Origin of the sequence: Crateriforma spongiae, assembly GCF_012290005.1 — a bacterium.
GTDB lineage: Bacteria > Planctomycetota > Planctomycetia > Pirellulales > Pirellulaceae > Crateriforma > Crateriforma spongiae.
On the sequence record NZ_JAAXMS010000004.1, the window covers coordinates 651343 to 675690 of the forward strand.

At 58.6% G+C, this 24348-nt stretch carries 14 protein-coding genes; all 14 read left to right on the top strand.

Annotated features, from left to right (window positions below):
* Positions 1 to 348 precede the first annotated feature (348 nt).
* Positions 349 to 2583 (top strand): alkaline phosphatase D family protein, encoded by a 2235-nt coding sequence (locus tag HFP54_RS13780; RefSeq protein ID WP_168565551.1) that lies wholly within the window; start codon positions 349 to 351, stop codon positions 2581 to 2583.
* Between the two features lie 129 nt (positions 2584 to 2712).
* A complete protein-coding gene (locus tag HFP54_RS13785) occupies positions 2713 to 4407 on the top strand; it encodes a sulfatase-like hydrolase/transferase (RefSeq protein ID WP_168565552.1) in 1695 nt (564 codons plus the stop codon).
* 90 nt (positions 4408 to 4497) lie between these two features.
* Positions 4498 to 5871, top strand: a complete 1374-nt coding sequence (locus HFP54_RS13790) for a Gfo/Idh/MocA family protein (RefSeq protein ID WP_168565553.1) — start codon at positions 4498 to 4500, stop codon at positions 5869 to 5871.
* Positions 5872 to 6306: 435 nt separating this feature from the next.
* Positions 6307 to 7401 (top strand): AAA family ATPase, encoded by a 1095-nt coding sequence (locus HFP54_RS13795; RefSeq protein ID WP_168565554.1) that lies wholly within the window; start codon positions 6307 to 6309, stop codon positions 7399 to 7401.
* Entirely contained in the window at positions 7391 to 8272 is an 882-nt protein-coding gene (locus tag HFP54_RS13800; protein WP_145298071.1) for a DUF58 domain-containing protein, read from the top strand. Before HFP54_RS13795 ends, HFP54_RS13800 begins: the two co-directional genes overlap by 11 nt.
* Positions 8273 to 8366: 94 nt before the next feature.
* Entirely contained in the window at positions 8367 to 10910 is a 2544-nt protein-coding gene (locus HFP54_RS13805) for an N-terminal double-transmembrane domain-containing protein (protein ID WP_168565555.1), read from the top strand.
* The gene (locus HFP54_RS13810) at positions 10907 to 13702 is read left to right on the top strand and encodes a VWA domain-containing protein (protein ID WP_168565556.1); all 2796 of its coding nucleotides are present in this window, start codon (positions 10907 to 10909) and stop codon (positions 13700 to 13702) included. The genes HFP54_RS13805 and HFP54_RS13810 overlap by 4 nt, the downstream gene beginning before the upstream one ends.
* Positions 13703 to 13777: 75 nt before the next feature.
* Positions 13778 to 16213 carry a polyketide synthase gene (locus HFP54_RS13815; RefSeq protein WP_168565557.1) on the top strand — a complete coding sequence of 812 codons (2436 nt, stop codon included), beginning with the start codon at positions 13778 to 13780 and terminating at the stop codon, positions 16211 to 16213.
* A 202-nt stretch (positions 16214 to 16415) separates the two neighbouring features.
* On the top strand, positions 16416 to 18146 hold the full coding sequence (locus tag HFP54_RS13820; RefSeq protein WP_390657382.1) for a hypothetical protein: 1731 nt from the start codon (positions 16416 to 16418) through the stop codon (positions 18144 to 18146).
* A 356-nt stretch (positions 18147 to 18502) separates the two neighbouring features.
* On the top strand, positions 18503 to 19561 hold the full coding sequence (locus tag HFP54_RS13825) for a hypothetical protein (RefSeq protein WP_168565558.1): 1059 nt from the start codon (positions 18503 to 18505) through the stop codon (positions 19559 to 19561).
* A 54-nt stretch (positions 19562 to 19615) separates the two neighbouring features.
* Positions 19616 to 20638 carry an NAD-dependent epimerase/dehydratase family protein gene (locus HFP54_RS13830; RefSeq protein ID WP_168565559.1) on the top strand — a complete coding sequence of 341 codons (1023 nt, stop codon included), beginning with the start codon at positions 19616 to 19618 and terminating at the stop codon, positions 20636 to 20638.
* Between the two features lie 355 nt (positions 20639 to 20993).
* Positions 20994 to 22253, top strand: coding sequence for a beta-ketoacyl-[acyl-carrier-protein] synthase family protein (locus HFP54_RS13835; RefSeq protein ID WP_168565560.1), 1260 nt, complete (start codon positions 20994 to 20996; stop codon positions 22251 to 22253).
* Positions 22254 to 22328: 75 nt separating this feature from the next.
* Positions 22329 to 22580, top strand: coding sequence for an acyl carrier protein (locus tag HFP54_RS13840; RefSeq protein ID WP_145298092.1), 252 nt, complete (start codon positions 22329 to 22331; stop codon positions 22578 to 22580).
* Positions 22581 to 22750: 170 nt separating this feature from the next.
* Entirely contained in the window at positions 22751 to 24157 is a 1407-nt protein-coding gene (locus tag HFP54_RS13845) for a phytoene desaturase family protein (protein WP_168565561.1), read from the top strand.
* Positions 24158 to 24348 lie beyond the last annotated feature (191 nt).

Here is a 24348-nt window from a genome sequence, read left to right on the forward strand (position 1 = left end):
TCCGGCCTGTGGTTCTTCCACCGCTTGGGACGCCGGCGATTTTGAAACCGCGTCGTTATAAACTCCGGCATCGCCGTTGTTTGTGGCTTCGTAACGTTTGAACCGTCGGCGAAATGCCAGCCTTTCCCCGGTGTTTTGAGCCCCATTCTTGTGGCACTTCGCGCGCACTTCCTCAGGGAACATCTTCGATTCGCGACGTCCAAATTCCATAGCCCGACATAATCTCGGCATGTCGATTCTTAACCTGCGGTGATTCGCACTGGGGATGCGAATGTGGGTATGATCATTCGCAGACAGTGAGTGTCAATCTTCCCCACGGCCCCCGTGGCCGGTGAAAGGACCAACGCTATGCGCTTCTTGATCTTCCCGATCGTCGCCTTCGCCATGCTGATGTCGACCACGATCGTTGCTGAAGACGCCAGCATGGATCAACCGCGCACGGCCGGCAGCACGTGGCGAGGCAGTCGCATTTGGATCGGACCGGATTGGTGGGCCAACCCGCTGACTGATTGGCGAATCCGTGACGGCGTGGTGCATGCCGCCGCCGGCAAAGATCGCACGTTGTGCTGGTTGCCGGCGGAAGTGGAAACGGATCCTGATTCGGCGGACGGTCAAAATCTGGATCTATCAGTCGACGTTGCGTTTGTGCCAAAAAAGGGCGACAAGAGCTCGCGCCCGATCACCGCCGGCTTTCGCATTGGACGCCGCGGTGGCATTGCCGAATACCGGCACGCTTTGGTGTCGGCAACGAAGTTCTTCGACGCGGGACTTCGATCCAACGGAAGGCTTGTTCTGGGATCCATCACCAGCGATGAATCCGTAACGATCGGCGATGCCTCCATCCGGCTGACGCTGACTGGGAAACGAAGCGGCCAGCGGATCGCATTGACGTTGTCCGCTGATAACGGACAGCAGACTTGGCAGATTCAAGACACCGTTGACTTGGACCAAGTGATAGGCGGCATTTCATTGCTGGCCGACGGGCCGCCACGAGCCGGTGGGTCTCGCCCTGCGGCAATGTGCAAGTTTGCCAATGTGGACCTGAAGGGATCGTTGATCTCGTCGCATCCGGATCGTTCGTTCGGACCGATCCTGTGGTCGCAGTACACGCGAGATCAAAACCGTGTCCGATTGATGGTGCAGTTCGCGCCGCTTGGAAAGGGAAATCGATCCAAGGCACGGCTGTGTCTTCGTGGCGAAGACAATCAGGGTGATTTTCGCGAATTCGAAAAACAGCCCGTTGAAAAGCTCAGCCGCACCGCGGTGTTTACGTTGGACGATTGGGCCGGGGCTGTCGATCGAGACTATCAGATCCGGTTTGATTGGCTTGGGCAGACTTATCGATGGACCGGCACGATCCGAGCGGAACCGGCGGCGGACGAACCGTTCCAGCTGGCCTGCTTTTCTTGCGACAACGGATACCTGTTTCCGATTCCCGCGATGGTTGGGCAGGTCAGTCGGCAAGATCCCGACATGATGTTCTTTGCGGGCGACCAGATCTACGAAAGTTATGGCGGCTTTGGTGTCGTACGTAGTGCCGATACACCGGTCGCGATGCTGGATTATTTGCGAAAGTACTATCAATTCGGATGGACGTGGCGCGACTTGCTGAAGGATCGTCCCAGCGTGATTCTGCCGGACGATCACGATGTTTTCCAAGGCAACATTTGGGGGCACGGCGGACGCGCTTTGCCACCGTCGGACAAGAAGAACGACTGGGCCGCCGGCGGCTATCTGATGCCCGCCGATTGGGTCAATGCCGTGGAAAGAACGCAGGTCGGCAGCCTGCCCGATCCCGCGATCGACAAAGTCTTGCCTCACGGGATCAAACCGTACTTCACGGACCTGACCTATGCCGGGATTGGATTTGCCATCTTAGAGGATCGTAAATTCAAAACGGGTCCCAATGCGATTCCCGCTTCTGATCGTCCACGTGGCGATGGATACGATCTGCTGGGGCCTGATCAAGAAGCGTTCCTGGCACAATGGGCCGACGACTGGACGGGACAACGTGTGAAGGTCGCGTTATCACAAACGATTTTCTGCAATGCGGCCACTTACGTTGGCGAAAACCTAAAGCGTGGGCGCTACTATCATGACAGCGGTGCGTGGCCGGTGGAGGCACGCAACCGAGCGGTGCGAATCCTGGGCGACTGTGAAGCGTTTTCGATTCACGGCGACCAGCACCTGGGCGTTTTGCTGCGGCAAGGTGTCGATGATTTCGATGACGCAGGTTACGCGTTCATGGTTCCCGGCACGGCGAACGGATTCCCACGTGCTTGGTGGCCTGGTGTGGACAAAGGCCAACCGGAACCGGGCGGCGATTACACCGGCAAGTTCCGTGACGACGCCGGCCACCCGATTCATGTCCTGGCGGTCGGCAATCCACAGCCGGGCAGCAACCTGTTGCCCAAGACGACCGACCCGATGGAAATCGGATATCGCAAAGGCAGCGGGTATGGCGTCGTGGATTTTTCCCCCGATCGGCGATCCGCCAAGATTTCTCTGTATCGCTTGGGCGACCAAGAAGAAATGTTCGAAGGTTTTCCCCAGACCATTCAAATACGTTCTCGTTCCAAATAGACGGCGTAGCGAACCATACCCTCGCTATGCCAAACGGCTGCGACGTGGAAGTCAAAACAATGGCAGCCAAATCGCGATTTCCGTGAATCCTTCCTTTCCCCATCCTTTCATCCGAACGTCCCACCTGTGATGAAGCTATTCGTATTGATGACCTTGGGCCTGTTTTGGGCCGGACTTTGGTTAGGTTTGCAGCCGTGTCATGCCGACACGCGACCCAATTTCGTGTTCATTCTGACTGACGATCAGTCGTACGGGATGATGGGTTGTGACGGCAACGAACGGACGTCGACACCTAACCTGGACCAATTGGCAAAAGATGGCATCTTTTTTGATTCCGCCTATGTGTCTAGTGCGATCTGTACGCCCAGTCGGATATCGATTTTCCTGGGCCAGTTTGAACGTAAACACGGTGTCAATTTCAACTCCGGGACCAGTGTTGCGCAGAAAGCTTGGAAGAAGTCGTACCCGGTGCTATTGCGTGATGCCGGGTACTACACCGGGTACGTCGGCAAGAACCACGCACCGATTGGTGATGGCGGTTATGACAGCGGGCTGATGGAAAAGTCGTTCGACTACTTTTACGCCGGCCATCGGCATTTGACGTTTTATCCCAAAGATCGGCACGCGATTTTTAATGACGCGGCTTTCGATACCCAGGTGGAGATCTTGGCCGAAGGGGCCACGGATTTTTTGTCAAACGAACACCGCTTGGGGCGAGCGATCCGTTTTCTGGATGTTCGCCCGACCGAGCGACCGTTTTGTCTGAGCGTCTGTTTCAATCTGCCGCACAATGCGGGTGCCGGGTCGATGGCGCTACGTGATTCGGATGATGAAATCTATAAAACGCTGTATCGCGATCAAGAAATCCCGATGCCGCCGCACTATGTGGCCAAAGCCGAAATCAAACAGCCGAAAGTCCCCGCCGACGTGTGGCGGGTGTCGGATCGTCAAACCGGATACGACCACGTCGACAACCCGGACGACAACCGAGAACGAATCATCCGCAAAATGCAGGCGATGACGGGGATTGATCGCATGGTCGGTCAGTTGCGTGAAAAGCTGGCCGAGTTGGACGTGGATCAAAACACCATTTTGGTGTTCGCGTCCGATCACGGATTGTTCATGGGTGAACAGGGGCTTGGTGGCAAAGCACTTTGCTATGAGAAGGTCACCCATATTCCCATGATGATTTTCAACCCATTGTCCGAATCGAATGCGCGTGGCCGGCGATGTGATGAACTGGTCCAGACGATCGACTTGGCCCCGACCATGTTGGACTATGCGGGCGTCGATGTCCCCGAAACGATGCAAGGAAAATCGCTGCGAGGTTTGGTCGACCAGATCGGCGACGCAGTGCACGATTACATTTTCACCGAAAACCTTTGGGTCACCCACTTTGGGAATCCCAAGATCGAAGCGGTTCAAGACAAGCGATGGAAGTACATCCGCTACTATCGCAACAATTGCATGTCTGCCCAGGCGAAAATCGAAGCGGCGGCTCAGTTGGGATTGAAGCAGACCGCGGCGTTGTACGGCGTTAGCGATCCGATGATGTTCCATTATCGTGATTTGGTGGAATCGTCGCTGCGTACACCGTTTCCCGACTACGAAGAACTGTACGACTTGGCCAATGATCCGAGTGAGTTGAACAACCTGGCCGCGGATCCGAAACACGCGCGTCAACTGAATCGACTTCGCAAGGTTTGGCGTCAGAAACTTCGACAGGCTCGTGGCACCGAACCACCGGCGGTGCTGCGTTACACCGACGAAAGCGAACTGGAACGCCAGCTTGCATCGAAACAATCGAAATCTGGCAACCGTTGAACGCGACTTTCGGTCGACGCGATCGATGCCAGTCGATATCACCACCTTCTGCCCCTTCCCTTCCCACCGCCCCACCGCCGGGAGACCGCAATGAATCGCAAGAACGAAAGCTATCAAGCACACGCACCGTCACGCCGTCAGTTTCTGAAGACCGCGTCGGCCGCATCTTTGGCCGCCTGGCCGATCGGATCGACCACCGCAAAAGCGGCCTCAAAGTCCGAGCGTCTGCGGTTTGCGTTGATTGGTTGCGGCGGCAATGGAACGCGAACGTCGCCGGTGGGCAAAGAATTTGCCGACTTGGTCGCGTTGTGCGATGTCGATAAAAGTCACCTTCAGCGTGGTAACGAACTGCTGTGTGACGGCAAGGCGGATTTGTATTCGGATTATCAACAGATTCTGCAACGTGACGACATCGACATGGTGCAGATTTCGACGCCTGATCACTGGCACACCAAGATCTTGGTCGAAGCGATGTTGGCGGGCAAAGATGCGTATTGTGAAAAGCCTTTGACGTTGACCATCGATGAAGGCAAGCTGATTCGCAGAGTTCAAAAAGAAACCGGACGCGTCGTCCAAGTCGGCACGCAGCAACGCAGCAGCTTTGACAAGTTCAACAAAGCGTTGGCGATCATCGCCGATGGTCGGTTAGGAAATTTGAAAAAGGTGACCGTGCGAATCAATGCCGGTGGTTGGAGTCCAGAGATTCCGCTGGCCGATGTTCCCAGCGGTTTGGATTGGGATCGTTGGCTGGGGCCGGCACCGAAGGCGGACTACCGCTTTTTAAAATCGCCCAACAACAAGTGGTACACCAACGGGCACACGCATTTCCGTTGGTGGTATCAATATTCCGGTGGCAAGCTGACCGACTGGGGCGCTCACCATATCGACATCGGTCTGTTGGGCATTGCCGCGGCCGGCTTGAACGATCAACCCGTTTCGGTCAGCGGGACCGCGATGCATGACGTTCCTTTTGTCGATGGTGTTCCACAGCAAGACGATCGTTACAACACGGCGCGTGAATATGATTTGACGGTCAAATTTGCCGGCGGCGACGTGGAGATGAACATCCGGCACGACGGCGATCGTGGGATCTTGTTCGAAGGCGACCAAGGACGCATCTTCGTCAATCGCGGCAAGTTGGTCGGCAAGCCGGTGGAGGACTTGGCACACGACACGCTTCCGGACGATGCGATCGCAAAGATCTATCGGGGCATGCCGATGGAAGGCAACGATCGACCGGCGCACTGGGCCAACCTGATCCACTGCATCAACACGCGTCAGTTGCCGATCGCCAACGTGCATTCGCATATGCGGTCGCTGCACGTTTGTCATTTGGCCGGCATTTGTTGCCGTCTGGGGCGTGAGATCCGTTGGGATCCCCAGGCCGAGCGAGTGATCGGGGACGAACTGGCCGACAGCATGCTGGCACGTCCGTACCGATCGGGCTACGAGATCCAGATGTAGAGAATTGAACTTGCTGCGGCTGCCGAAGTATTTCACCGGCCGAACGACTGCGGCAGCCGAACTGCGGTGCGTGGCCGAATACCGGACGGGTGGTCGTGTCGGCACAAAGTCCGGAATTCTTGCCACCACGGACCGGACCGCCATGAACCAACGGCGGCGAATCGGTCGTACGGAGTGGGGTCGCTTGATCGAGCGATTGTCGATGGTCGGCCGTCGGGTTTTGCCTGATTCTGCGTCGTTGTCGGCCTGAATTGCGGAAACATGCGGTCGGCGTTAAGGTCCGCCAGACGGACGGTCGCCCGCACTGTGGGGCGAATGACTTCACGCCGACGGCCAAATTCGCCGGGCGACGCACCGCGGATGTGTTTTGCCATACACTGAGGCGTCGGAGCGATCTTTTCACTGCCAATCCATGGAACACGTCAAGGATATTGCATGGCCGCTGATGCCGATCACGGCGGGACCGTCAACGGTGGACCGCCGCAAGACGACGCCGCTTTGGGGACAGATGATGCGAAGCGGTTGTCGGAAGCTCGGGAGAGGATCCGTCAACAACTGGGCAAAATCATCGTCGGACAGGACGATGTCATCGAAGAAATCTTGATCGGGCTGTTCAGCCGCGGTCACGTGTTGCTCGAAGGCGTGCCTGGTTTGGCCAAAACGCTGATGATCAGCACGTTGGCACAGACGTTGGATCTCAGTTTCAGCCGGATCCAGTTCACCCCCGACTTGATGCCCGCCGACGTCACGGGCACGGAAATCATCGAGGAGGATCGCAATTCCGGGCATCGCGAATTGCGGTTCATGAAGGGGCCGTTGTTTGCCAACGTCGTGCTAGCAGACGAAATCAACCGGACGCCGCCCAAGACGCAGGCTTCGTTGTTGGAAGCGATGCAGGAACGTCAGGTCACGGTGGGGCGAACGCGGCACCCGCTGGACAATCCGTTCTTTGTGTTGGCGACCCAAAACCCGATTGAACAGGAAGGCACCTATCCGCTGCCCGAGGCGCAGCAGGACCGGTTCATGTTCAAAATCTTCGTCGAATATCCGACGTTTGACGAGGAATTCGAAGTCGCCCGGCGAACGACCGGAATGAACGATCAAGATGTCCAGCCGGTGATGGCGGCCGAAGAAATCATTCGTCTGCAAGACTTGGTGCGTCGGGTCCCCGTCAGCGATCACGTCATTCGTTACGCGTTGTCGCTGGTTCGTCAAACCCGGGTCGGCAGCGACGGTGTGCCGGAATTTGTCGACGAATTGGTCGGCTGGGGTGCCGGCCCGCGGGCGGTCCAGTTTTTGATTCTGGGCGGAAAAGCCAGGGCATTGTTGCAGGGCCGATTCCACGTCCAAATCGAAGACATCCAAGCGTTGGCCAAACCGGTGCTGCGTCACCGCATGGTGGTCAACTTCGCGGCCGAAAGCGAAGGCATCGGCAGCGACGAAGTCATCGATCGGATCATTGACGCCACGCCCACCACCGAAGACGCCCTGTCACGCGATGCCCGGTTCCAAAAGATATTTGCGTCCTGAGGTTACCGGTCGCATCCGCCGCTTGGAGTTGACGGCTCGTCGGGTCGTCGAAGGCTTCTTAAGCGGGATGCACCGCAGCCCCTACTTCGGCCAATCGATCGAATTTCTTCAGCACCGGCAATACGTGCCCGGTGACGAGATTCGGCACATCGATTGGAAGGTGTACGCGCGGCAAGACCGATTGCACATCAAGCAATACGAAGAAGAAACCAACCTGCGGTTGCAGTTGGTCGTCGACCGTTCGGCCAGCATGGCTTACGGCGATGGCGATTCGAACAAATTCGACTATTCCGCGTCGATCGCCGCGTCACTGGCGTACCTGGCGCTTCGGCAGAAAGACGCGACGGGCCTGTACACCTTCGACACCGCGGTCCGCGACAGCATCACCGCACGCAGCAACCAACAACAGCTTGCTCGCATGCTGGCGTTGTTGGAATCAGTCGGTGCAGACGGACGGACCGATTTGAAATCGGTGGCCATGGAAATCGCACAAACGATTCCGCGACGGGGTTTGGTCGTGGTGATCAGCGACTTGCTGGGCGTCGATTCATTGTTGGAAGGGCTGCAGGTGTTTCGCGCCCGCGGTCACGACGTCGCCTTATTTCATGTGCTGCATGACCACGAAGTCGACTTTCAATTCGACGGTGCGACCCGATTCGAAGGCTTGGAAACCGACCAGATTCTGAATTGCAACCCGCGGGCGTTGCGGGAAGGTTATCTGGAGGCGCTCAACGAGTTTTTGGAGTCCACCCGCCGTGCATGTGGCCGGTTGCAGATCGATTACATGCTGACACGTACCAGTGAACCATTGGATGCGGTGTTGGCCAAGTTTTTGTCGACGCGTTTAAGGTTGCCCAACTTGCGTAAGTAAATTTCGTCGCCCGGTCGATCGGATGTTGATTCGGCCGCCGGACCCTTTGATTGGTTTTCACCCCACGTCTTCCTTTTTCCGTTAAGTCTTCGACTTGTTTCTGTTTCCCGTCCTGACGATCGGTTTTCTGTTTGTCGCGGTGCCGCTGTTGGTCCACCTGATCAACATGCTGCGCCATCGCCGACAACCGTGGGCAGCGATGGACTTTTTGCTGGCCAGTTATCGCAAGCAACGCAAATGGGTGGTGTTGCGGCAACTGTTGTTGTTGCTGTCGCGTCTGGCCCTCGCGGCCTTGCTGATCGCCTTGTTGGCCGGTTGGACCGGCGGCGGCAAGCTGATGCAAATGCTGGGCGGCAAAACGGTTCACCACGTCGTGCTGTTGGATGACAGCTATTCGATGGGGGATTCCAGCGGCAACACGACCGCCTATCAGTCGGCGTTGCAAACCCTGCAGGACTTGACCCGCCAATTGGCTCAGGAAGACGGCGAACATCGTTTGACGGTGATGCGATCCAGCCGCGCGGCTCTGGCGACCCGAGGCGGGATCCAGCGGGGTGATACGGCGGCGGATTTGTCGTCCCAGACGATCACCGGCGATTCACGTTTGATTCGACGCGTGATGGCGACGGCGGCATCACCGCTGCGGACCGACATGACCGCGGCGGTGGAGATGGCCGCTCAGTTGCTGGAGAACGATTCGGCCGATGAACGACACGTTTATTTGTTAAGCGATTTTCGACGTCGCGATTGGTCGGCGCCCGAGCGTTTGACTCAGCAGCTTCGTCGGATCGATGGCGATGCGGAAATTCGGTTGGTCGATTGCGCCGGGGCGGCGGCGGGCAACTTGGCGATCACCGATCTTTCACCCCAGCAAGACGTCTGGGTCGCGGGCGTTCCGGTGGTGATCCGAGCCAAAGTCAAAAATTATGGCAGCGGTCCGGTCAACAACGTGACGATCGGCGTGCGGATGGTCTTGTACGGCGACGACGTCACGACGCCCGAACCGGGGTTGCCGCAAAGCGGTCGCGTCGAATCGTTGCCCGCCATCGTGATCGAATCGCTGCAAAGTGGCGAAGAAGTCACCAAGACGTTTCAAGTCTTTGTTGCGCAACCGGGGACTCATGCGATCGAAGCTTGGTTGCCCGAGGATGCCTTGGCGATCGACAACCGCCGCATCTGCACGTTGCCATTATCCGAAACGCAAAAGGTTCTGGTCATCGACGATGACCCCGACGGCCGCGGTGCCTATCACGTCGGATCGGTTCTGAATCCCGGCGGCCAAGTCAACATTGGTGCGGTTCCGCAGGTGGAATCGTCCAGTTTCTTGCGATCGATCACGCCGGAATCGTTGGCGGAGTTTCGAGCGGTCTATCTGATCGATGTTCCGACGATCGGCGAAGGTGCCGCCGCGGCGCTGGACCGGTATGTCCGCAGCGGTGGCGGGCTGGCGTGGTTCCTGGGCGAATCGGTCGATCGAACGGTGTACAACCAAACCTTGGTGTCGGCGGATCGACGGTTGTTACCGGCCGCGTTGCTGCAAATCCAACCGCTGCGTGATCGCCCCGATGGCGTGACGGCGGATGTGCGAATGGATGATTCATCGGATCTGTTGCTTCCACTGGCATCCGCCGGCGACGGCGTGTTTTCGTTGGTTCGGTTCAGCGATTCATGGTTGCTGGATTTGAAAGATGACGATGCAAACGACACCGGCATTTCGACGGACGTGGTGTCCGGCGATGTTGACGACGCGGCCGCCACGGAATCGGAAAACCTTGAAATGGGACCGGTGCGAGTTCCGCTGCGACGCACCGATGGTGTGCCGGTGGTGATGCAACATGATTACGGACGTGGTCGCGTGGTGACGGTCGCCGCGGGGCTGGACGGACAATGGACCAACTGGACGGGTGATCCGACTTTTGTGGTGTTCTTGTTGCAAACCAATGCGTATCTATGGAGCGCGGCGTCGCCCCCAACGGCTCGATCGGTCGACGACCCGATGCGTGTCTCCTTGCCCGCCGATCGATACGCCCCGGTGTTGACTTGGTTACCGGCCAACGAACCGCCGCGATTGCCGATCGAACTGTCCCGTGATGACCTGGCCGACGATGATTCGACCGATGCGGGCTCCGGTGCAGCATCTGGTGACGGTGGCCGGCAGCAGACGCTGGAATTGGATCCGGTCGGTGCGATCGTCGACGGACGTGTCGATGTGACCGATCTGATGCGTCCCGGTTTGGGCGAATGGATGTTGACGGCGCTGGACGGCCAAACGGAAATGCGGCCGGTGGCGACGACGATTCGTGTGGGTGAAAGCGATTTGCAGCGCAGCAAGCATGCCGAGGTCTTGCGTGACTTGCAGCCGGTCGATGCGGAGTTCATCGACCGTGGACGTTGGAACGACCAAACACGCCAAGCGGGCAGTTCGTTGGTGTCGCTGGTTCTGTTGGGATTGTTGGTGTTGTTTTTTGCGATCGAACAGGCTCTGGCGTACTGGGCCAGCTATCACGCGGCGGCCCCATCGTCGATCAAAAGTGGTCCGCGTGGCGGCGGTGTGGGAAGCACCCCGGCGTCGTGGTCGAACCGATCGACCACAGGTTCGCAAGCGACCGGTGATTTGACGGGGGATCGCGTCGGATGATCGGACAACTGGCGGACCGAAGCGAAGTCGTTTACGAATTCATGCGAGCCCGATCGCTGGACGGGTGGTGGATTTGGGCCGTGGTCGTCTTGGGCGTGGTCGCCCTGCTGACGCTGTGCGTGCGTTTTTATCGACGCGACGTCGTGGAGATTTCGCGGCCCGTCGGCTGGACGCTGATGCTTTTGCGGGTGACCGCCGTGATCGCGCTGGTGTTCTTCTTCTTTGACCTGCAACGTCGAACGCAGCGGGTGGTGACGCGGCCCAGCGAAGTCGTCGTGATGGTCGACACCAGCCAAAGCATGTCGCTGGCCGGCGGCATCGATCCGGGATCGCCCAGTCGAGTGCAGTTGGCTGAATCCCTGCTGGATGATTCGCCGTTGTTGACGCAGATGCGCGACGAACATCGCGTCAGCGTTTACGGTTTTGATGCGGAATCAGAACCGACGCTTTGGATGTCCACCGCCACGGCGGATCAATCATCGGATACCGATTCGGCGGCACAGCCGCAGCCAGCCAATGGGGACGAAACAATTTCAGCGACCGCGCGCCGGATAGCCTGGTTCGGCGGATTCGCGATCGCGGTCGGCTTGTTGCTGGCCTTGATCTCCTTGGCCATTGGTGCCACCGGACGTGGACAATCGGTCGGCTGGTTCCTGGTCACCTCGGCCAGTTGTCTGTTGATCGGCGGGGTATCTTTGGGCAGCGTCTATTGTGTGCAAAGCCCTGCATCGCTGGCGTCGATTCTAGGTTTGTCGGGGCCCTCTGATGCGGACGATACGACCGAGGAACCGGAATCGACCGAGGACCCGTCACAGGGACCATCGGGCGTGGCGGACTGGCAGACTCAGGTGGCCGCCGTCGGCAGCGAGAGCCGGATCGGGGACGCGATTCGCACGGTTCTGACCGACCACGAACCCAGCACACTGGCGGGAATCGTGGTCATGACCGATGGCCAAAATAATGGCGGCGTGGACTTGGGCAGTGCGACGGCGCTGGCCCGACGTGCCGGGGTTTCGGTGTACCCGGTCGGCTTGGGCAGCAGTCGTCCGGCGACAAACGTTCGCGTGGTCGATCTGGATGCCCCCAAACGCGTCTATCCGGGCGACAAGTTTGCCGTGTCGGCGGTGTTGCAGGGCAGCGGCGCCCGTCCGATCGAAGTCGAAGTCCAATTGCTGGACGGATTGGATCAAACGGCCGGAAGCGACGGCAATGCGTCCACCGATGGTGGCGATACCGCCGTCGATTTGCCGCCCAACGTGATCGACAGCCGACGTGTGACTTTGCCGGTGGACGGGACGTTGTCGGGACTGCGTTTTGAAATGGAACCAGAATCCGTCGGCCGACGTCGCGTGGCGGTACGTATCGTTGCACCGGAGGGTGACACGAACGTGCGTGATGACGCCCAGGCGGCGCGATACGAGGTCGTGTCCCGTAAGTTGCGAGTGATGGCGGTCGCCGGTGGTCCCACCCGCGAATACCGGTTCGTGCGAAACTTGTTGTACCGGGACAATTCGGTGGAACTGGACGTCTGGCTGCAGACCGGGCAACCCGGGATGAGCCAAGACGCGGATTTGGTTCTGACGGACTTTCCCGAAACACCCGAAGACCTGTTCGAGTATGACGCGATCATCATGTTCGATCCCGATTGGCGATCGTTCAATGCGGAATCGTTGCAGTTGATCGAACGATGGTTGGCCGAACAGGCCGGTGGGCTGATTTTGGTCGCCGGTCCGGTTTATCACCCCCTGTTTTTCCGCGGGCGAACCGATCCCCGCATCAGCACCGTACGAGGGTTCTTTCCGGTCGATCTGGCCACACGCGGTGCTTTGTTGGGTGGGGGTCGCCAGGGCGGTGATGATGCTTGGCCGCTGGACTTCACGCCGGACGCGCAACGAGCGGAATTCTTGTGGATCGATCAAGACCCGACGTCCAGCTTCCAAATCTGGGACGAATTCGATGGCGTCTATGACTTTGTGGGTGTCAAAGGACTGAAACCGGGCGCGAAAGCGTATTCACGATTTTCCGATCCGACCACGCGTGTCGGTGACGAATTGCCGGTCTTCATGGCGTCACAGTTTTACGGTTCGGGTCGAACGTATTTTCAGGCCAGCGGTGAAATGTGGCGATTGCGGCAAGCCAGCGACGCCTACTTTGACCGCTATTACACGCAGTTGATCCGCTGGGCCAGCGAAGGACGTTTGCTGCGTGACAGTAATCGTGGTGTGCTGTTGGTCGACAATTCCAAAGCGATGGTGGGCGATACGATCGCAATCCGCGCGGTGTTAACCGACGACCAGTTCGAACCGTTGCAGGTACCCAAGGTTCCGGTGAAGGTGTTGACGCCCGGTGGCACCGTGATGGATCTGGATTTGACGCCGACGCCGGGCCAACCACGCCCGGGAACCTATGGCGGACGTCTGATCGTGCGCGAGGCCGGCGGATATGAAATTCGATTGACGTTGGGCGATGCTTTGGCCGAACAGGTGCTGCGGCAAAGCGTTCAAGTGCGATTACCAACCGTTGAACTGGAGCGACCGCGACGAAACGATGACGCCCTGACGTCGTTGGCGGATCTGACCGCCGGCCGCTTCTTCCCATTGGATGATCCGGCGTCGACCAACACGGTGGCCGATGAATTGGTGCGCGTCATACGACCTCAACCACAGACCACGGTCCTGCCCGGTAACACTGACCAAGACTTTACTCGACGCCGAAACGCCGCACTGATGTGGCTGATCGCGACGTTTTTGACCTTCGAATGGGTGACCCGACGTCTGCACCGTCTGGCATGACGGCCATTACCGACGGTTCATTTTTGACCACTGCTTGACCTTGATCCAACGCCGCAACGACTGAATCCAACTTCCATGTCTTCCGCAAGTTCCCTTGACCCGAAACTGGCTTCGCTGATCGATCAGTTGCGATCGCGAATCCGCCGGTACGTCGCTTGGGATGCGTTGTTGGCGGCATTGGTCATTGTGTTGGCCGGATTTTGGATCGGATTGGCGTTGGATTACCTGCCGGTAAAGTTGGGCGGGACGGAGATGCCGCGGTCGGCGCGGATGTTGTTGTTAATTGCCATCGCCGCTTTATTGTTATTTGTGGTGTCGCGGCTGCTGATCGGTCGTCTGACGCGGCCGTTGCCCGATGACTCTTTGGCGTTGTTGATCGAACGCAAGCATCCATCGTTGGGCGGACGACTGGTCACGGCGGTGCAGTTGACGCGACCGGGGCGCCAGGGGGATTCGCATGATGACCGTTTGCTGGGACGCGTGCATCGTGAAGCGGTGACCGGCGCCGACGACGTGGATTTGGGGTCGGTATTCCAGTGGCGACCACTGCTTCGAAAAATCGGTGTGCTACTGCCGCTGGCCTTGGCCGCATTGTTGCTGTTGGTGATCAGTCCCCAGACCGCTTGGACCGCCGCGTCACGGTTGATGTTGTTCAGCGACCAGCCATGGCCGCGACGTGCGTCTTTGGAAATGGTCGGGGTGGAATTGCCGCGAATCACCGCGGGTGAACAAGACGATGCGGAACCGCTGTTCGTCGAATTCGATGGCACGACGGTTCGTCTGCCTCGCGGCAGCGATCCGGTACTGCGTATTCGCGCCAAGGCGGACGATGACGCGATCGTGCCGGATGTTTGTACGGCGTATTACCAAACCGACGCCGGCACACGCGGCCAAGCCAACTTGCGTCGTGTCGGTCGGCAACGTGATGGGTACCAAGCGTTCTTGCTGGACGGCCCGCCACTGGCCGGACTTAGCGAATCGATGTCGATTTCCATTCGCGGTTTGGATGATCGCTTGGACGGGTACCGTATCGAAGCGGTCACGCCGCCGGCGGTCAAGCAATTGGACGTACAGATTCGCTATCCCGATTACTTGCGTGGTGACCTGCCCCAGGGCGAACAGGTCATCGACCGTGACACGCCGTATCAGGCAGGGTTGCGAATCCGCGAAGGCAGCCGAGTTCGAGTCACCGCGCATGCAAGTTCGCCGATCGGGGCCATCGACCACCAGGTCACCCAAAGTGGTCAGGTCGTTCCGGGGATTGCACCACGCATCGTCGATGATGCGATGTCGGCCAGCTTGTCGATCGATCATTTCGACGAAGCGACGACGGTCAAATTGGTGCCGATCAGCGATGACGGCATCAGTGCCCAAGCACCGTATCGCTATTTCTTTGGCGTGATCCGAGACCAGCCGCCGGAGGTCTCGTTGAAGCTGCCGGGGATCGGGTCCGCCGTGACACCCATCGCTCGGTTGCCGATCGCTGTCCAGGCGACAGACGATTATGGGATCGACCAAAGCACCGTCGACTTGGTCGTGTCGTCGCCCGAAGCGTCGGGGACACCGAACGAACCGCTTTCCGTTTTCCGGCCCACGCCGGATCGCGACGGACGCAGCGAAGGCGCGATTGATTTGCGTGATCTGGCCGACCAGGGAACGATCGAAACGCTGCAACCGGGCGGATCGATCAGCGTGTATGCCGAGGCGACCGACGCATACGATCTGGATGGCCGTCACGTGTCACAAAGCGAGATGTTTCGCTTACAGATCGTCACCCCGGAAGATTTGTTGGCACTGTTGGAGCGGCGTGAACTGGGGCTTCGGGCACGGTTGGAACAAACGATCGACGAAACCCAAACGCTTCGCGACGGTTTAGCACGACTGGAAATGCCAGGCGAACCGGTGTCCGGCACGTCCGAGGATTCCGACGAACAGGCTTCGCCGGATCGTCAACGGCAGATATTGCGGCTTCGTATCCAACAAGCGGCATTGCAAGCGTCCAAGAGCAGCGAGGAACTAAATGGTATCGTCGCGGCCCTGGGCGATCTGCTAGAAGAAATGGTGAACAACCGTGTCGATTCGGTCGACCGGCGGGAACGTATCGGCCAATCCGTCCGCGATCCACTGCGGTCGGTGGTGGACAACGAAATGCAACGTCTGTCGGCTCGAATCGCCGAATTGATGTTGGCCGCCGAAGCGAAAGACGACGCGGCCGACGCCCCCAACTCGAACAACGAAACCACCCAACCAGAAGGTTCTGACGACGCCGCGGCTGACAGCATCGCGGGATCGGGCCCGTCCGGCCGGCAAGCCGTCCAGGCACGTCAGGCGGCGGTCCTGGCCGCGGACCAGGCTTTGTTGCAGCTTTCTGCGATTTTGGAAAAGATGCTTGACCTGGAAAGCTACAATGAAATTCTGGACATGGTTCGCGGTCTGATTGACGACCAGGAACAACTGCTGGAAGAAACCAAGGAACAGCAAAAAGCGCGAATCAAGAGCTTCTTCGACTGATGGATGCCTGAATTTGAGCGATGAAACACCGTCCCAGCATGGGACCAGCCCGATGACGGTCGGCCGGACTGGCGGATCACGGGCTGAACGTTCCTTCGCAGTTTTTGGTCGTCGGTCAGCTTTGGTGGCTTCGGGCGACAACGCTTCTTGCGGCTTCCGACTTCACGGCATCCGCTTCTCCTTAATCTGTCTGTTGTTGACGGTGCTGGTCCCCACGCTGGGATCGTTTGCAAGGGCCGACGATGCGACCGAAGCTCTTTCGGCACGTCAAATCAGTCTGGCGACGCGATTTCAAAAACTGGAAGCGTTGTTGTTGCGTCTGGCCGACATGGAGGCCGCGGAGAACCCCGAGCGTGCATCGCTGTTGAAACGGGCCGCCAAACAGTCGCGCGATCGGTTCGTGTTGACCAAGCTGCAAGACGCCGCATCGTCACTGGACAAACAGCGTTTCCAAGACGCCGTCGATCAACAGGAAACGGCCACCAAGGAATTGGCCGCGTTGTTGAAGTTGTTGCTGACCGAAGATCGCAGCAAGCGTATCCGTGACGAAAAACAACGCATCGCCAAAGTCATTCGGGAACTCAAACGCGTCGAACGTTCGCAGCGCAGCACTCGTGCCCGCACTGAAAACGGCGCCGACACCGATCAACTGAAGCGCGAGCAAGAATCGCTTAGCGAGCGTGCCGAATCGTTGTCCGATGACCTGGACGACGGCGAATCGGAATCATCCGAACCGTCGGATGAATCGAACGATGAATCATCGCCGCAATCCGAAGACGCTGATTCTAAAGACTCTGAATCCGACGAATCTGACGGCGAACAGGGCGATGCACCGGAGCCGGATGAATCAGACGCCAAGGATCCGAAAGATGGATCCGAATCGGACACGGGCGACAAACAGGAGCCGCAAGATTCGTCCGCCGAATCATCCGAATCGTCACCCTCGGAATCGTCGCCGAAATCGGAACAAGATTCACAGCCCTCGCAATCTCAGTCTCAAGAATCTCAGTCTCAGCAATCGGAATCCCAGCCGTCGGACTCGCAGCAGTCCGAATCCCAGCAATCGGAATCCTCGGATTCCCAGCCGTCTGGGCCCCAGCCGCCGCAATCGCCACAAGCCAAAGCGAACGATCAGCTGCAGCAGGCCATCGAAAAGATGCGTCAGGCCGAAAAGGACCTGGAAGAAGCCAAGCGTGACGACGCGGTCGAAAAGCAACGCGAAGCGGAAAAACAGCTTCGCCAAGCGATCGATCAGCTGGAACAAATCCTGCGCCAGCTGCGTGAAGAGGAGATGCAGCGGGAATTGGCCAAACTGGAAGCTAGGCTTCGTCAAATGGCGGCGATGCAATCCAAGATCTTGGACGACACCACGGCGCTGTCCCAAACGCCCAAAGCACAGCGGAACCGTCAGACCGATTTGAAGGCGGGGGATTTAGCGTTCGAGGAGAAAAAAGTGACCTTGGACGCGGATCGCGCGATGCTGTTGTTGCGCGAGGAAGGATCAAGTGTCGCGTTCCCCGAAGTGATTTCGCAAATTCGTGACGACACCGTGGTGATCGCCCAGCGGTTGTCGCAAACCAAGATCGATGGCGTGACCAAGGGGATGCAGGAAGACGTCTTGGCCGCGTTGGAGGAAATGATTGCGGCGTTACAGAAAGCTCAAAACGATCTGGAAAAGAAGAAACAACAGAACCAGCAACCGCAACAACCCGGACAACCGGGCGAAGAACCGCTGGTCCAGGCACTGGCGGAACTAAAATTGATCCGAACGATTCAAACACGCATACAATCCACCACGCGGCGATACTCGGGACTGATCCAGACGGGCGAAACGACGTCGGAGGAAGTCCAACCGTTGCTGCAAGATTTGGCCGAACGCCAGAGTCGGCTGTACCGAATCACTCGTGATTTGGCCCTGGAACGCAACCAGTAAACGCCCCATCGTTGGACGCAAATTCGAAAGGATTCGCGAAATTCGACGGGCGGTGTCCCAGGTCAAACAACGATTTTGTTAGTTAGACACGATTTGCCTTTGCGGATGGATGCGGGGGCAGGTCGGAGTGGAACGGTCGAGGAAAGACGATGATGAAGTCGGATCGAAAGCTTGGTGCCACCCGAATGCTTGGTGCCACCCCATTCGGTGCCCGCCCCCGCACCAGCGGACACGCGGATTGTCCAGACTTTCGGTCTTCCGTCCTTTGCCCAAAATCTTCTGAATCAGTCGCTTCCCAATTTTCTTTCGCCGCCGCGACCAAGCCCCGCAACACATCGGCTCGACTCACTTCGTCTTTGATCATCGGTTTCCTGACTTTGGCGGCGGTTGCCGTTGGCCCAATCGGCACCCCGGCGACCGCGTCCGACGCGCTGAAGAAACAAAGCACCTGGCAAACCTTGTCGGCCGACCAGTGGGCGACTCGCTTACGTTCGGATTTGGACAGCCTGGGCGTTTCGCCCGATGTCATCGACCAAGCGTCCGATCAATTTCTGCACGCCGTGCAAACCGAAGACGTGGATCCGCTGGATGCGTTTGTCGAACTGGCGGCGGGGATCGATCGATCGATGGCGGACTTGGTGGATCTTTCGCGCCAAGACTTGACGGCCGCGGCGGGAAGCATCGACCCCAGCGGACCAAATTACGCCGCGTTGAATTCGTTGCCCGAATCGACTCGTGACGCCGTGCGGATTTGGATGGGGCGTGAACTGACCCAGCAGCGACTGTACGACGAAGCGTTGCCCGTCATCGCGGAAGTCGACGCGATATCGTCGGTCGCGCCCGCCAGTTTGTTGTTCTACCGTGGCGTGTGTTACCACGCGCTGTTGATGAAGACCGAAGCGCTCGCGGATTTGCGACGGCTGATGGAAAACCCCGATGACGCGCCACAGCGGTTCGTCAAAACGGCGCAGTTGATGGTCGCCGACATCCGGCCGATGAAACCGGATTCGTTGGACGAAATTTCGCGCATGATGACCGACGTTCAGCGGCGGTTGGATCTGGGGCGTGCCAACGAAGAAGTGGAGCAACGCGAACAACAGATCATCGACAAACTGACGAAGATGATCGACAAGATCGAAGAACAACAACAGCAGCAACAACAGGCCGCGTCGGCCGGTTCCAGTGGTTCGTCTGGTGGAAAGCCCGGCGGCGGGATGGCCGACAGCATGGCGGATGGCAACCCGCTTGGCAAAGGCGATGTGGATCGCAAGGATGTGGATCAGGGACCGGCTTGGGGAAACCTGCCGCCGGCCGAACGACACGAAGCCATTCAACAGATCAGCCGTGACTTGCCGACTCATTACCGCGACGCCATCGAAGCCTATTTCCGCAAGATGGCGACCGACCAAGGCTGATCTTTCACGGCAATCAACGGCGGCTTTGAATCGATCTTTCAGGGCTCCGGCGCCATGACGCGGTGCCTGGTTACGGGGTGTGGCGGTTTTCTGGGCGCCGAAATCGTCCGCCAGTTGTTACGGCGGGGTGACGAAGTCATCGGTGTTTCGCGTCGCGAGTATCCCGATTTGGTCGACGCCGGGATGACGCATCGGCGTGGGGATCTGTCCGATCGCGACTGGACCATGCGGCACGTACGCGATGTCGACGTGGTCGTGCACACCGCGGCGATCGCCGGCGTCTGGGGCGCCATGCCGCCATACTTGCGGAACAATGTGCTGACCACGCGGCACATCATCGACGCTTGTCACCGTCACTCGATCGGCCGATTGGTGTACACCAGCAGCCCCAGTGTGACGTTCGACGGCCAGGACCAAAGCGGCGTCGATGAGTCGGTGCCGTATCCGACCAAGTGGATGTGCAATTACCCGCGATCCAAAGCGATGGCCGAAGCGATGGTGATCCAAGCGGACGACGCGTCGCGGCTGCGGACGTGTTCGCTGCGTCCGCACTTGATTTGGGGCGACGGCGACCCGCACCTGTTGCCACGGCTGATCGACCGGGCCGCCAAAGGACGGCTGGCGATCATCGGCGATGGCAACAACCGGATCGACATGGTGCACGTAGTCAACGCGGCTGATGCCCATGTGTGTGCCATCGACGCACTGCAAACGTCGCCGGATCGTGCCGCCGGACGCAGTTATTTTATCGGCCAAAACGAACCGGTTGATTGCTGGCCTTGGATCACGCGTCTGTGCGAAACCGCGGGGGTCAAGCCGCCGAGCCGCCAAGTCAGTCTGCGGACGGCCCGAATGATCGGAACGATGTTGGAGGCCGCCTATCATCTGACCGCACGATCGGGCGAACCGCCGATGACTCGGTTCGTCGCGGCACAGCTGGCCCGGGATCACTATTTTGACGGCACCGCGGCGACCGAACGTTTGGGGTACCAGCCATTGTTGACGATGCAGCAAGGGCTGGACGCCACCGCCGATTACCTGCGGACGCTGGGCGACCGGACGGTATCGGGCAAATAACATCGGGCAAATATGCGACATCGGGCTGCCGACCCAACGGGCGATGCGATCCGCCGGATCAAGGCTGCGGACGCCCGGTCGCGAAACCACGGGCGATTTGCTTGGCGGTGACGTTTGTGGCGGTTGATTGTGGGGACGAAAAGCCGGGCGGTCGTGACGATTCGCATGGGGGGCGGGGCCGCAACGCTGCGGGACTTCGGCCACCGGGATGTTGTCAATCTGCGTTGCGAACGCTAGTTTTTTGTGATTGTCGCCCTCGCCGGACCCACCGGCCGCCTGACGCCGCCGGATCATTCGTCCGGCCCGGCTTTGTGCCCCCTTCTGACGGCTCGATTGGTCGAGCCCCTTTGCTGCTGTGATCGCACCCAACCGCGCCTCCAAATTGCCCGACGATCAACGAATCGTCATCACCGGTATCGGCCTGACTGCGCCCAATGGGAACGATTGGGAAAGCATGCGGGAATCGTTGCTGGAAAAACGCAGCGGCGTTCAGCCGTATGAAATTCGGTACTTCGGAAAGACCCTGGCCGGCGTCTGCGATTTCGACACCAAGCGTTACCAGGCAAAGAAAGAGATTCGTCGTGGGACTCGTGCCGGCAGCGTCGGCGTGTACGCGGCCAACGAAGCGGTCAAGCACAGCGGGCTGGATTGGGAAAACATCGACCGCTCGCGAGTCGGCATTTATGTCGGCGTGACCGAGCATGGGAACGTCGAAACCGAGAACGAAATCTACGTCATCAAAGGTTTCGATTACGACACCAGTTGCTGGTCGCATCACCACAATCCGCGAACGGTCGCCAACAATCCGGCCGGCGAAATCGCGTTGAACATGGGTATTACCGGGCCGCACTACACGATCGGCGCCGCCTGTGCCGCGGGTAACGCGGGATTGATCCAGGGCGCGCAAATGTTGCGACTGGGCGAATGTGATTTGGCCATCGCCGGCGGGACAAGCGAAAGCATTCACACCTTCGGAATCTTTGCCAGCTTCAACAGCCAAAACGCTTTGGCCCGGCACGATGACCCGACCCGAGCCAGTCGGCCGTTTGACACCCAACGCAATGGTATCGTCGTCGCCGAAGGCGGTTGTCTGTACACGATGGAACGGCTGAGCGATGCCAAGGCCCGTGACGCCAAGATTTACGGCGAACTGGTCGGTTACGCGATGAACACCGACGCCACGGATTTTGTTCTGCCCAATCCCGAACGGCAATCACAGTGTGTCCAGATGGCTTTGGACCGCGCTGGTTTAGCCGCCGAAGACATCGACATCGTCAGCACGCATGCCACCGGGACCAACAGCGGTGACACCCAAGAATGCGATGCACTGCGGCGGGTCTTCGGTGATTCCCCGGGCACCAAAATCAACAACACCAAAAGCTACATCGGTCACGCGATGGGCGCCGCGGGCGCTTTGGAACTGGCCGGCAACCTAAAGTCTTTCGAAGACCGCGTGGTCCATCCGACCATCAATGTCGACGACCTGGATCCGTCCTGTGAGCTTCCCGGTTTGGTTCTGAACGAACCTCAGGAAGTTTCGCGGGTGGATTACATCCTGAACAACTCCTTCGGAATGCTGGGTATCAATTCCGTCGTCATCATCGGCCGTGTTTGATTCGGCCCTGCCGCGACCAGCATTTTGTCGACGCCTCGGCGTCATTCTCGTTTGTCATCCCCAGCCAAAATCAATATGACCCCTGAAGAAATTCGATCCGAGATTCTGGACATCCTTGACGATATTTCGCCCGACGAGGACCTGGACAGCCTGGACGACGACAAGCCGTTTCGCGAACAGCTGGAACTGGACAGCATGGACTTTCTGGACATCGTGATGGAGCTGCGCAAGCGCCATCGTGTTCAGATTCCCGAGGAAGATTACGGCAATTTGGCCAGCATGCAGTCGACGGTGACTTACCTGGAACCGAAGATGAAGGACCTGTAGCGGCGGTGTCGTCGCGTCGCCCCAGTTTTTTTGTGCGTCCGCCGGCACGCGGCGACGCATCAACGGGTGATGCCGACGCTGTCCCCGCATTCTTTACGTGCAGCATCGTTTGATCATCGCGCCTGACGCCGCTACGCGTGTGTGTGTCCAAGCTAGTTGGAATGCCATCGATGTACGACACGATCATCATCGGCGCCGGAATGAGCGGGCTGGCTGCAGGCATCCGCCTGGCACACTATGACCAGCGCGTCTGCATTCTGGAAAAGCATTACACGATCGGCGGTCTGAATTCGTTCTATCGCATGGGCGGTCGCGACTATGACGTCGGCTTGCACGCGATGACCAATTTCGCCCGCAAGGGAGATCGCCGCGGACCGCTGGCCAAGTTGATCCGGCAACTGCGTTTTCGCTGGGAAGATTTTCAGCTGGCCGAACAAATCGGCAGCAGCATTCGCTTTCCCGATGTCAGTTTGGATTTCAACAACGACATCGCGTTGTTGGAAAGTCAAATCGCCGAACGGTTTCCAGACCAGATCGATGGCTTTCGTTCGCTGTGTTCGTCGTTGTTGGATTACAGCGATATGGACGGCACCGATGCGAACTTCATGCGTTCGGCCCGTGACGTCTTGGCCGAACACATCAGCGAACCGCTGTTGATCGAAATGCTGTTGTGCCCGCTGATGTGGTACGGCAACGCACGCCAGAACGATATGGATTTCGGCCAGTTTTGCATCATGTTTCGTGCGTGTTATCTGGAAGGCTTTGGCCGACCCTACAAAGGCGTGCGGTTGATCTTGAAAAACCTGGTTCGCAAGTTTCGTGGGCTGGGCGGTGAACTGAAATTGCGAAGCGGTGTGTCGCGGATCCACGTCGATAACGGACGTGCGACCGGGGTGGTTCTGGACGACGGAACGGAGATCGAAGCGAAGCGGATTCTGTCTTCTGCCGGAAACGTCGAAACGATGCGGATGTGTGATGACATCACCGACGTCGATGTGGCCAAAGCGGGGCAGTTGTCCTTCATCGAATCGATCAGCATCCTGGATCGTCAACCCAAAGAGATCGGTTTCGATCGGACGATCGTTTTTTACAACGACAGCCCGACGTTTCATTGGACGCGGCCCGATGATCAGTTATGTGATTTCCGCACGGGAGTGATTTGTTCGCCGAACAATTACGTCTATTCCGATGACGAAGGCGAATTGCCCGAAGGGGTGATTCGCATCACCACGCTGGCCAATCACGATCGATGGTGTGCTTTGCCCGAAAAGCTATACTTGGCCGCCAAGGCACAGCAGTACGATGCCGCCATCGCCGCATCGGTCCGCTTCATGCCGGATTTTCGTCGGCATGTGGTCGACACCGACGTCTTCACGCCCAAGACGATCCGTCGATTCACTTGGCACGACAACGGGGCCGTCTACGGGGCGCCCGACAAACAGCTGGACGGCACCACGCACTTGCCCAATCTGTTCCTTTGCGGCACCGACCAAGGATTCGTGGGCATCGTCGGGGCGATCGTTAGTGGGATCAGCATGGCCAACCGCCACTGCTTGGTTGACGACACGGCAGCCTGACTCTTTCTTGGACCGCCATTTTTCGCAACTGAAGGTGCGGTAATTGGTCGCGTCCGACCGGCCGATTTCGGTGGGATCAAGCGGACTCAAAAAGCGCCGGATGTCACAAACTTGCCGTGTTTTGCGGTACCAGCGAGCCATGGCCGGGCGGAATCGCAGCGTGTTTGGCCTTCGATTTGGGCCGGCGGCCG